The 11,756-nt window shown below is 61.6% G+C and carries 7 protein-coding genes; 3 read left to right on the top strand and 4 right to left on the bottom strand.

Annotated features, from left to right (window positions below; translation table 11 throughout):
* Nucleotides 1-107: 107 nt before the first annotated feature.
* Nucleotides 108-1,580, top strand: a complete 1,473-nt coding sequence (gene dacB / locus DHB74_RS06965) for a D-alanyl-D-alanine carboxypeptidase/D-alanyl-D-alanine endopeptidase (protein ID WP_499161096.1) — start codon at nucleotides 108-110, stop codon at nucleotides 1,578-1,580.
* Between the two features lie 65 nt (nucleotides 1,581-1,645).
* On the opposite strand, the gene rlmKL is transcribed toward dacB, so the two are convergent.
* The gene (rlmKL, locus tag DHB74_RS06970; protein WP_499161377.1) at nucleotides 1,646-3,832 is read right to left on the bottom strand and encodes a bifunctional 23S rRNA (guanine(2069)-N(7))-methyltransferase RlmK/23S rRNA (guanine(2445)-N(2))-methyltransferase RlmL; all 2,187 of its coding nucleotides are present in this window, start codon (nucleotides 3,830-3,832) and stop codon (nucleotides 1,646-1,648) included.
* Nucleotides 3,833-4,092: 260 nt separating this feature from the next.
* Between rlmKL and rmf the strand changes: the two genes are divergently transcribed.
* The gene (rmf, locus tag DHB74_RS06975) at nucleotides 4,093-4,308 is read left to right on the top strand and encodes a ribosome modulation factor (RefSeq protein ID WP_074779925.1); all 216 of its coding nucleotides are present in this window, start codon (nucleotides 4,093-4,095) and stop codon (nucleotides 4,306-4,308) included.
* Between the two features lie 89 nt (nucleotides 4,309-4,397).
* Here rmf and DHB74_RS06980 read toward each other — a convergent pair whose 3' ends face one another.
* From DHB74_RS06980 to DHB74_RS06990, 3 genes are all read right to left on the bottom strand, one after another.
* On the bottom strand, nucleotides 4,398-5,444 hold the full coding sequence (locus tag DHB74_RS06980; protein ID WP_499161097.1) for a quinone-dependent dihydroorotate dehydrogenase: 1,047 nt from the start codon (nucleotides 5,442-5,444) through the stop codon (nucleotides 4,398-4,400).
* Between the two features lie 84 nt (nucleotides 5,445-5,528).
* The gene (locus DHB74_RS06985; RefSeq protein WP_036992390.1) at nucleotides 5,529-5,750 is read right to left on the bottom strand and encodes a DUF2835 domain-containing protein; all 222 of its coding nucleotides are present in this window, start codon (nucleotides 5,748-5,750) and stop codon (nucleotides 5,529-5,531) included.
* Nucleotides 5,731-10,647, bottom strand: a complete 4,917-nt coding sequence (locus DHB74_RS06990; protein WP_499161098.1) for an NAD-glutamate dehydrogenase — start codon at nucleotides 10,645-10,647, stop codon at nucleotides 5,731-5,733. Before DHB74_RS06990 ends, DHB74_RS06985 begins: the two co-directional genes overlap by 20 nt.
* Nucleotides 10,648-10,796: 149 nt before the next feature.
* On the opposite strand from DHB74_RS06990, the gene DHB74_RS06995 reads away from it, so the two are divergent.
* Nucleotides 10,797-11,756 carry an AAA family ATPase gene (locus tag DHB74_RS06995; protein ID WP_036992391.1) on the top strand — a complete coding sequence of 320 codons (960 nt, stop codon included), beginning with the start codon at nucleotides 10,797-10,799 and terminating at the stop codon, nucleotides 11,754-11,756.

Raw genomic sequence — 11,756 nt, forward strand, 5'->3', positions numbered from 1 at the left:
TAGTTTTCCGACTCGCTCATACGCTATCCTGTCTGACAACCGGCTGTACTCCGGGAAAGGACACTCCGCACAGCCTCACCACCCGTTTTCCCTGGGAGTCGCGCTCAATGCTGCGCCTGAAAAAACTGTCCCTGTGCTGCCTCCTGCCCCTCGCCGGCCTACTCGTCAGCGGCGTCACTGTCGCTCAAAGTGATCGCGGCATCCTGCCCGCCAAGGTCAGCTCAGCCCTGGCTGCTGCCAAGATCCCAGGCGATGCCATGGCGCTGGCGGTCATTCCACTGGAAGGCCAGGGCTTGGCGCAATATGTGAATGCCGATCAGCCGGTCAACCCGGCCTCAACCATGAAATTGGTAACCACCTATGCGGCGCTGGAACTGCTCGGCCCGAATTACCAATGGCAGACCGATCTCTACGGCACGGGCGCAATCAGCGGCGGCGAGTTGCAGGGCGATCTGATATTTCGCAGCAGCGGCGATCCCAAGCTGACCATGGAGCGTCTGTGGTTGATGTTGCGGGATTTGCGCGCCGCAGGAGTGCGCGAGGTGCGCGGCGACCTGGTGCTGCAACCGGCAGACATTCGCCTGCCGCTGGATGCCGGCCAGTTCCGTGATGACGGCAATGATCCGAGCAGACCCTTTCTGGTCGAACCCGATCCGCTGCTGACCAATCTCAAGCTGCTGTCACTGAAGAGCTTTGCCAGTGCTGACGGTGTTCGCACCCATCTGGAACCGGCCCTGCCGGAAGTCACCATCGATAATCAACTGACCACCCTGCCGGCAGTCAAGAGCTGCCCGTGGCCGAACGTGGCGTACGCCATCCGCGATGACGGCAAGCGCGCCACCGTTACCCTGACCGGCTCCCTGCATGAGGGTTGTGACGCCGAGCGCTATCTGTCGGTGCTGGACGCCCCCGTCTATACCGCCAGCCTGATCCGCATCCTGTGGCACGAGATGGGCGGACGCATCCATGGCGGCAACCGCATCGGGCCCTCGCCCGCCGATGCACGCCTGCTGGCCCGCAGCACCTCGCCGGACCTGGTCAGTGTGGTGCGTGACATCAACAAGTACAGCAACAACACCATGGCGCGGCAGCTGTTCCTGACCATTGGCCGTGAACAGCGCAGCGCGGCGGATACGGATGATCATAAAGCGGCCAACCGCATTATCAACCAATGGCTGGCGGACAAGGATATCCAGCCCAACGGGTTGGTATTGGAAAATGGCTCGGGATTGTCACGCCTGGAGCGCATGACCGCGCGGGACATGGCGCAGTTGCTGGCGCAGGCCTGGAAGAGCCCCTACGCGGCGGAGTTCGTCGCGTCCCTGCCACTGGCAGCTATGGATGGCACCATGCGCCGCCGCATGCGCAACACGCCGGTAGCCGGCCAGGCTCATATCAAGACCGGCTCACTGCGTAACGTGCGGGCCATCGCCGGTATTACCCGGGATAACAACGGCCAGAGCTGGGCTGTCGCCGCCATCGTCAATCACCCCGCCGCCGGGGCCAGTCGGCAGGCGCTGGATAACCTGTTGAGTGATGTCCATCGCCGCGGGCCGACGGATGTGGCGGATAGCCGGTAAGAATCCCGGCTCTGCAGCCAACGCCCGCTTTTCAGGGCCTGGCGCATCACAGGCTTACTGTTGACTTAGCGACTCAACCGCCACGTCCGATGAATCCGCGTATTACGCTGGAAGTCCTTGTCCAGGGTCTGCGCGGAAATATCCTGCACCTGGTACTTTTCTTCCAGCACCGGATCCAGACGGAAGCGGCGGAAATTGTTGGAGAAATACACCACCCCGCCCGGCGCCAGCCGCGCCATGGCCATGTCCAGCAGTTGCACATGGTCGCGCTGCACATCGAAGACGTCGTCCAGGCGCTTGGAGTTGGAAAAGGTCGGCGGGTCGATGAAGATCAGCTCGTATTCGCCGCGGTCCTGCTCCAGCCATTTCATGACATCGTCCTGCACCAGTTGATGCAGGTCGGACAAGCCGTTCAACGACAGATTACGCCGCGCCCAGTCCAGGTAGGTCTTCGACAGGTCCACGCTGGTGGTTTTGCGCGCGCCGCCCACCGCCGCATGCACCGAGGCGCTGGCGGTATAGCAGAACAGGTTGAGAAACCGCTTGCCCCGCGCCTCGTCGGCGATGCGCAGGCGGATCGGCCGATGATCAAGGAACAGGCCGGTATCCAGGTAATCGGTCAGATTGACCAGCAGCTTCACCTGCCCTTCGGTGACCGTCATGAATTCGCCCCGGCGATCCATGCGCTGGTATTGTTGCTTGCCGGTCTGCCGCTGGCGCTGCTTGAGCACCACCTGGCTGGCCGGAATGCCCAGCACCTGGGGCAATGCCACCAACACATCCTGTAGACGGGCCTGGGCCTTGTCTTCACTGATGCTCGCCGGGGCGGCATATTCCTGCACATGGGCCCAGTCGCCGTAGAGGTCGATCGCCACGGCGAATTCGGGCATATCCGCGTCATATAGCCGGTAGCAACTGATGTTCTGCTGCCGCGCCCACTTACCCAGCGTTTTCAGGTTCTTCTTCAGTCGGTTGGCAAACATCTGCGCCGATTCACTGAGCCGCGCACCGGTCTCGACCGGTGCGGCGATGTCACGCCCTTCTTCCCGCTCCGCCTGATGCGGCGCGGCCCCGGTGATATAGCGTTCGGGCTGCAGGTCCATCATCAATAATTTGCAGGGCAAGGCGCCATTGAACAGCGAATACTGCTTGTGACTGCGGATACCCATGCGCCGGCCCAGTTCGGGGTTTCCGGTGAAGATCGCCGCCTGCCAACCGGTGCACTGCGTACGCAGCACATCGCCCAGTTTCTGATACAGATAGACCAGACTGGCGGTGTCGCCCAGCCGTTCGCCATAGGGCGGGTTGCAGACGATCAGGCCAGCCTGGCCACGGTCAGGGTTGGGCGCAAAGGTCGCCAGCTCACCCTGATAGACCTTGATCCACTCCGCCAGGCCGGCCCGCTGAATGTTGTTGCGCAGCGGCTGCAGCAGCCGTGGATCGGCTTCATAGCCGCGAATCCAAAGTGGCGGACGAGTCAGGCCAGCCTCGGCGCGCTGTTGCGCCTCCGCATGCAGCCGCTGCCACAAAGCCGGCACATGTTGCAGCCAGTGGCTGAAACCCCAGTGCTGGCGGTGCAGGTTGGGGGCGATATCCGCCGCCATCAGGCCTGCTTCCACCAGGAACGTACCGGAGCCGCACATGGGATCGGCCAATGCCGCGCCCTGGGCAGCCAATGCCGGCCAGTTGGCGCGAATCAATACGGCGGCGGCGAGGTTTTCCTTGAGCGGCGCGGCGCCTTGCTGGAGGCGATAGCCGCGCTGGTGCAGGCTGTTGCCGGACAGGTCCAGCGCCAACTGCACTTCGCCATTGCGACAATGCACATTCACCCGCAGATGCGGGCTTACCTTGTCCACCGAAGGGCGAATACCTTCCGGGGTCCGCAGACGATCGACAATCGCATCCTTGACCCGCAGCGCACCGAAGTGGGTATTGTCCACGCCAGCCAACTGTCCGGTGAAGTCCACGGCCAGGCTGCCGTCGGGTTCAAGATGGTCGGCCCATTGCACCCGTGCCACGCCTTCATACAGGCCTTGGGCATCGCTGGCCGGAAAGCGCTCCAGGATCAGCAGTACCCGGTTGGCCAGGCGTGACCACAGACATATCCGATAACCCAGCTCCAGATCACCCTCGGCATATACCCCAGCGACGGTTTCCCGGGCGGAGCCTGCCCCAAGAGCGCGCAGCTCGTCGAGCAGCAGGCCCTCGATACCTTTCGGGCAGGTTATAAAAAATTCAAGGGTGTCGCGCATCTCATTGATTTCCAGAGCAGTGTTACGTTTATGTTGCATGGAGACTTCTAAACAATGATACCAGTATGCCAATTCGATCTTTCCAATACCGTTCCAAAGCCCGCTCCGATAGGGTACAACGGACCTCAAGACTTTGCGTTGGTAAACCGAATAAGGAATCCGCAACTATTGCGGACTCCGGTGCAGAGGGCCCTTCTTCTGCGCCATATCCCGACCCCGAACAACGGTCGGGCTGTCATACCACTCGAGGGCTGTACTTTATGAGAAGACTAAAGCGTGATCCGATGGAACGAGCATTTTTGCGCGGATATCAGAACGGCGTTCAAGGCAAGTCTCAAGACTCCTGTCCCTTCAACAGTACCACCGCCAGGCAAAACTGGATCAATGGCTGGCGTGAAGGCAGAGCCGATCACTGGGCAGGATTCACCGGTATTTCAGGCGTACATCGACTCAACGAGATGCGCGCGGTAGGGTAATCCCCTCCTCACCCCTTTTCTCCCAAGGCGCTTACTCCAAGCGTCGGGCCTGCGAGGCCCAAGGCCCCCGTTTACGGGGGCCATTTCATTCAGCTTCTGGCCGTTTCCGCCGCGCCGCTCTGCAGGGCTGCGATGGCATCCACACATTCGCGAATCAACTCCGGCCCGCGATAGATGAAACCGCTGTAGAGCTGCACCAGGCTGGCACCCGCGTTGATCTTGGCCGCCGCATCAGCGCCGCTCAAGATACCGCCAACCCCGATGATCGGCATTTGCCCCTTGAGCTCCCCGGCCAGCACTCGGATCACCTCGGTCGATACCTCGGTCAGGGGACCACCCGACAGGCCACCCGCCTCATCGGCATGCGTCAGTCCTGCCACCCGCGTGCGATCCAGTGTGGTGTTGGTGGCGATAACCGCGTCCATACCCTGCGCCAGCAAGGTGCGCGCTACCAGACTCACCTCCTCGGGCGTCATGTCTGGAGCGATCTTGATGGCGATCGGCACGTAACGATCATACAGACTGGCCAACTCCTGCTGGCAGGCCTTGATCTGGCCCAGCAGCACCTTCAGCGTATCGCCATACTGCAGCGTGCGTAGCCCGGGCGTATTCGGCGAGGACAAATTCACCGTCACGTAGCCGGCGTGACTGTAGACCTTACGCAGGCAATACAGGTAATCATCTACCGCGCGCTCGACCGGTGTGCTGGCATTCTTGCCGATATTGATCCCCAACGCCCCGCGATAACGGACCTTGGCAACGCGCTCCATCAGGGCATCCACACCCAGGTTATTGAAACCCATGCGATTGATGATGGCGTTGGCCTGCGGCAGACGGAACAGGCGCGGCTTGGGATTACCAGGTTGCGGCCGAGGCGTCACCGTGCCCACCTCGACAAAGCCGAACCCCAGACCCGCCAGGCCATCTACCGCGACTGCGTTCTTGTCCAGCCCGGCGGCAAGCCCAACCGGATTATCGAAGGTCATGCCCAGCAGCTTCACTGGATGAGGCTGAACTGGCCGTGCCAAGCGGGACGCCAGGCGCAGGCGGCCGGCTGCGCCGAGCATGTCCAATGCCAGATCGTGGGAGGTTTCGGCAGGCAGGCGAAACATCAGGGAACGCAGGTTGGAATACATGGGGAGGCCCTGGTAATGAATGGCTGCGCGGAGTATACCGTTTTGCGCGAGCTTTTTAACGTGCAAATCAGCTGCAAAGCCAATCTAGCCAAGGCGCTCCAGAGAAACCAACTTGCCCTCGTCCGTAAACCGCATGACAAAGCTGCCATAGATACCTTCATGGCGCAGGAAAGGCCGCAGATGATGGGCCGGCAAGCTGACGCTGCGGCCATCACGGCTGCGCATCACCACCCTGCCGGCCTGGCCACGATACCAGGCCAGGTAACGCTCGGCGGGTAACGCCAGATCAATGATCAGTTCCTGCATGCTGCTCCATGGATGTTACCTGTCGGGTCTTGACGGCGAGGTCCGCCAGCTCGCGCATGGCAACGGCGATCATCGGGTAATCGTTCTGGCCGGCGCTTCTGAACTCGAGCAGTAATGATTGCCACCGCTGCACCCGCAGTTGATTGTGGTTCAGCCAGTCGCTCAGCAACTGTTCAACCGGCGTGTCCTTGTTGCCCGCCTGCAGTACCGACACCGTCATCGCGCCTAGCTGACTTTCCAGCTCGTCGCGGTAGGATTCCCTTGCCAGTGCCTGCCAATGGGAGTCGACCGGCAATGCGTTGATCTGGTTGACGAACCAGGTGGTCTGCAACTCGCTGCCCAGCGCAAAGAAGACCTGGGCCACCCGCTGCGCGGGCTGGCCGGTGGCGTCCGCCGCGTCGATCACCCCGAGCATGGTGTAGAAGTGCCCCGCGCCAGCGACCAGGCGAGCGATGGCGGGCGGCACACCGGCGGCAGTATAGTACTCGAAGCGCGATTCCCAAAGCTGGCGTACCGACCCCTCCAGCATGTCATCGAAGTGTTCATCCAGCTCCTGGATCTGCGGGGCGAAATGGGCCACCAGGTCAGCGGTATCGGGTTGCTGCTCCGCAGCGGTTGGCTGCCCGCCAGGGGAGATCGAACCGGCCGCCTGCCCCCCGCGGCGGATAAACCAGCGGGTAGCCCTTCGCGCCAGTCGCATCAGCTCATCCATCAGCTCCAGCTGGATAGTCGCCGGCAGTTGATAATCCAGATGAGCAATGTTGTCGAATTGCTCCATCAAGCGGAACACATCCCGCGCCACTATATAGGCCGCCATGATCTGCCCGGCGCTGGCACTGGTGGACTGTTCCAGGCGCCGCAGGAAGGTGACGCCCATGTGGTTCACCAGGTTATTGGCCAACTGGGTAGCAATGATCTCCCGACGCAGCCGATGTCCGGCGAGCGCAGCGGTATGCTCGCGCACCAGTCGCGGTGGGAAGGCGGTTGCCATTTCTCGGGCCAGCCAGGGGTCTTCCGGCGCTTCGGAGGCGATCAGTTTCTCCTTCAGATCCGTCTTGGCATAGGAAATCAGCACCGACAGTTCCGGTCGGGTGAGCACCATGCCGTTGGCCGCACGATCCGCCAACTGGTCATCCTCGGGCAGGAACTCCAGCGCGCGACTGAGCTTGCCGCTGGCTTCCATGGCGGTGATGAAGCGTCGATATTCCGTCATGGCACGGTGCGCCTGCCGCTCTACCAGGCTGATAGCCTGGGTCTGCTGGTAGTTGTTCAGCAACACCAGCCCGGCCACCGCTTCGGTCATGTCCGCCAGCAACTGGTTGCGCTGCTTGACAGTCATGTCACCGGCGGCGACCACCTCATTGAGCAGGATCTTGATATTGACCTCATGGTCAGAACAGTCGACCCCGCCAGCGTTATCGATGAAGTCGGTATTGGCCGCACCACCGTTAAGGCAGTATTCGATTCGGCCCAACTGGGTCATGCCCAGGTTGCCGCCCTCGCCTACCACTTTGCAGCGCAGGTCGCGCCCGTCCACCCGCACCGCATCATTGGCCTTGTCACCCACCTCGGCGTGGCTTTCGGTCGAGGCTTTCACATAGGTGCCGATGCCGCCATTCCACAGCAGGTCAATCGGCGCCTTGAGCAGCCGGTGGATCAGCTCGGCCGGCGTCAGTTGGTCTTCCGCGATATCGAACACATCCTTCATCTGCGGCGTCAGCGTGATCTGCTTGAGACTGCGGGAGAAGACTCCCCCCCCCTCGGAAATCAGTTGCGGATCGTAATCCTTCCAGCTCGAACGCGGCAGCTCGAACAGTCGCTGGCGCTCAGCGAAACTGCGCTCGGGGTCCGGATCAGGATCAATGAAGATATTCAGATGGTTGAAGGCCACCAGCAATTTCACCGAGCGCGAAAGCAGCAGGCCGTTACCGAACACGTCGCCACTCATGTCGCCGATACCGATCACCGTGACCGGATCTTCCTGAACATTCACGCCCAGCTCTCGGAAATGCCGCTGCACCGAGATCCAGGCACCCCGTGCGGTGATGCCCATGGCCTTGTGGTCATAGCCGGCGGAGCCGCCCGAGGCGAAGGCATCACCCAGCCAGAAACCGTAATCCGCGGCGATACCATTGGCGATATCGGAGAAACTGGCAGTGCCCTTGTCCGCCGCCACCACCAGATAATAGTCGTCGTCATCATGGCGGATCACCTGGGGCGGCGGCACTACCTGGCCATCCACCAGATTATCGGTCACATCCAGCAACCCCTGAATGAAGATGCGGTAGCAGGCGATGGCTTCCTGTTGTATCTCGTCACGCTCAGCGCCGACCGGGAGTCGCCGCGGTACAAATCCACCCTTGGCGCCGACCGGTACAATCACGGCGTTCTTGACCTGCTGCGCCTTGACCAGACCGAGCACCTCGGTGCGGTAGTCTTCCTCGCGATCGGACCAGCGCAGCCCACCCCGGGCCACCTTGCCGCCACGCAGATGCACCCCTTCGACCCGCGGCGAATATACGAAAATCTCGTACATCGGCCGGGGTAACGGCAACTCGGGAAGGGAGGCCGGGTCCAACTTCAGGCTGATGTATGGCTTCGGCTGACCCTGCGCGTCCGGTTGGTAGAAGTTGGTACGCACGGTGGCTTTGATCAACGCCAGGAAACGGCGCAGGATGCGATCCTCGTTAAGCACCGCGACCTCTTCCAGGCCGACGATAATGGCCTGCTCCAGCTTGTCTTCCAGCTCGCCGGCCGAGGTTTTGCGGGCCAGGAAGAAGCGGGTCTTGAACAGGCGTGCCAGTTCCCGGGCAATCGAGGCATGGCTGATCAGCGTCGCGGCGATGTAGGGCAACTCGAAGCCCATGCGGATCTGCTTGATGTAACGCCCATAGGCACGCAGCACAGCGACCTCGCGCCAGTGGATACCCGCGAGCAGGATCAGCCGGTTGAAGCTGTCGTTCTCCGCCTGGCCACTCCAGATCGCGGCAAATGCCTGGCCGAACAGCTGATTGACATCCTCCATGTCCATTTCCGGGTCCAGCGTCGAGCTGAACACGAAGTCGTGTATCCAGTAGCTTTGCCCGTCCCGTCGCTGCAGGTGGAAGGGAAACTCGCCGAGCACGCGCAGTCCGAGGTTCTCCAGCACCGGCATGACATCCGATAACGGCAGCGACCCGCCCCGGTGGTACAGCTTGCAGTGCAACTCGCCGGTCCTGCTCTGCAGCGGCTGGTAGAAGCTCAGGGCCAGAGGGTTGTCGTTATCGAGCGCGAGCAACTGCTGGACATCTGCGACCGCCGTCGCCGGGTTGAAGCGCTCGCTGTAGCCCGGCGGAAAAGCGTCGCCAAAATGGGCCAGGGCCTCGGCGGCAGCGGCCTCACCCAGGCTGCCACGCAGACGCTCGTTGAAATCATCAGCCCAACTGCGGCAGGCCTGTATTACATCCCGTTCAATTTTCACGTGGTCGATTTCCAGGTTGCACCGCGGGTCAACGCTCAGAATGAACTGAACACGGACCAGCTGTGATTCGGAGAAAAACGTCCAGAATTCACTGTCGGACGCTTCAAGACGTGCCATCAATACCTGTTGTATCTGCTGGCGAACGGCGGTGGAGTAGATGTCACGGGGGATGTAGGCGAGGCAATAATAAAACTGGGCATAGTTGCCCCGGCGCAGGAATAACCGGACCTGGTTACGCTCCTGAATCTGTACTATCCCCAGCGCCGTCTCGTTGAGCAGCTGGGAGGACACCTGGAACAGGTCATCCCGAGGCAGCTCTTGCAGCACCTGATCCAGCTCCTTGCCCAGATGACTGTGCGTCTCGAAGCCGGAGTCACGGCGCACCATTTCGACCTTGCGTCGCAGCCAGGGAATGCTGTGCACATCGGCGCTATGAACCCGTGAGGTATAGAGCCCGGCGAAGCGATGCTCCAGCGTCACCTCCCCGGCATCGTTCACCTCGCGGATAGAGATGTAATCCGGATAGGCCGACCGGTGGACCCGGCTGTTCTGCGCTCCTTTGGCGAAGGATAGCAGCATGGGCGACTGCAGATAGTCCAGTACTGCCTCCGGCAGGCCCTGGATACCCTCATCCGGCGGGTCCAGCGCGGCAATGCCGAGGCTGTGCTCCGGTTGCAGACCCAGCCGCCCCTCGCCGAGCCCTTCACGAATGGCAAAGCGGGTGTAACCCAGGAAGATGAAATGCTCCAGCAACCAATCGAGGAAGGCCGCCGCCTCCAGCCGGGTGTCAGTGTCGAACCAGCCGGCATCTTCGCCCCGCAACTGCACGCTCAACTCCTGAACCTGCCGTTGCATGGGAACATAGCCGGCAACCGCCGTCTCCACATACTGCAGCGCCTCATGTAGCCCAGCCTGCAGCGCCTTGAGTTCCGCTGGCGTGGCGCAGCGATCAACCTCTATATGCATCACCGACTCGCCGCGCAACTCCTCGTCCCGGGCCGCCGCCGGATGCAGCTCCAGCAGCCGGCCAGCAGCATCCCGCTTCACCATGAAGGTGCTGTTCTGCAGGACATGGATAGCGTAGCCCTGGCGATTGAGTTCGATACGTACCGAATCCACCAAAAAGGGTGAGTCCAGATGCAACAACTGGATTACCGTATGGGGCGAATGCCAGCCGTGATTTTGCACCTGCGGATTGAATACCCGGATGCTGCCCTTGCTGTCATCGAACTGCTGCAGCATCCGCCAGCCGGATAGCACCGCCCCCAGCAAATCGGTGTCCTGGCGAGCGAGCAATTCCTCCAGGGTCGCGATACCGAAGAAATGCCGTGCGAATAGAGTCACCGCCTCTTGCTCATCCGGTTCGACCAACGCCTGCAGACGCTGCTGGACGATCTGCAGAAACTCTTTTCTGTCGCTGGCAACTATGAAAGCCATGATACCTCCGGGCAGGCCATACCGAGACTTCATCATGCCTCGCCGATGCGGTGGCAAATGAAGCGGGAACAGACCCTAGTCTAGACCATGGGCTTTTCGGTAAAGTGACACCCATTGCAGGAAGACCGACCAGCCAAGGAATCTGCTTCATGTCCCATCGCGAGTCATTGCTCCAGTTGAAAACCTTCATGGCCCAGCAGATTTTCGGCCAGGAGCAGCTGATCGACCGCATGCTGATCTGCCTGCTCGCCGGTGGTCATGTGCTGGTGGAGGGGGCACCGGGGCTGGCCAAGACCAAGGCGATCAAGGTGTTGTCCGAAGGTATCGAGGCGGATTTTCACCGCATCCAGTTCACCCCCGACCTGCTGCCGGCGGACATTACCGGCACCGAGGTCTACCGCCCGGAAACCGCCAGCTTCAGCTTTCAACAGGGGCCGATCTTCCACCATCTGGTATTGGCCGATGAGATCAACCGGGCCCCGGCCAAGGTACAGTCGGCTCTGCTCGAAGCCATGGCCGAGCGGCAGGTAAGCATCGGCCGCGAGACCTGGCCGCTACCTGAGCTGTTCATGGTGATGGCCACCCAGAACCCGATCGAGCAGGAAGGCACCTACCCCCTGCCCGAGGCCCAGTTGGACCGCTTCCTGATGCATGTACGCATCGGTTTTCCCGATGCCGCGCTGGAGCGCCAGATCCTGCATCTGGCCCGGGGCGAAGCCAAGGGCTTCGAGCCGCGTATTGCCGAGCAGGTCAGCCAGGCCGCCATTCTTGCTGCTCGTCAGGAAGTGCTCGGCCTGTTCATGGCCGAGGCCGTGGAGGAATATCTGATCCAGCTGATCATGGCCACCCGCCGTCCAGAGCTGTACAACCCGCAGCTGGCGGAATGGATCCAGATGGGCGCCAGCCCGCGCGGCACCATCGCTCTGGACCGCTGCGCCCGCGCCCACGCCTGGCTGGCCGGGCGGGATTTCGTCAGCCCAGAGGATGTGCAGGCCATCGTCCATGATGTGCTGCGCCATCGCTTGATGCTCAGTTTCGAGGCCGAAGCGGCCGGCATCGACGCCGACCGGGCCATCACCCTGCTGGTCGAATCCGTTGCCGTGGTCTAG

The organism is Pseudomonas sp. G11-1 (genome assembly GCF_024031555.1).
GTDB lineage: Bacteria > Pseudomonadota > Gammaproteobacteria > Pseudomonadales > Pseudomonadaceae > Halopseudomonas > Halopseudomonas bauzanensis.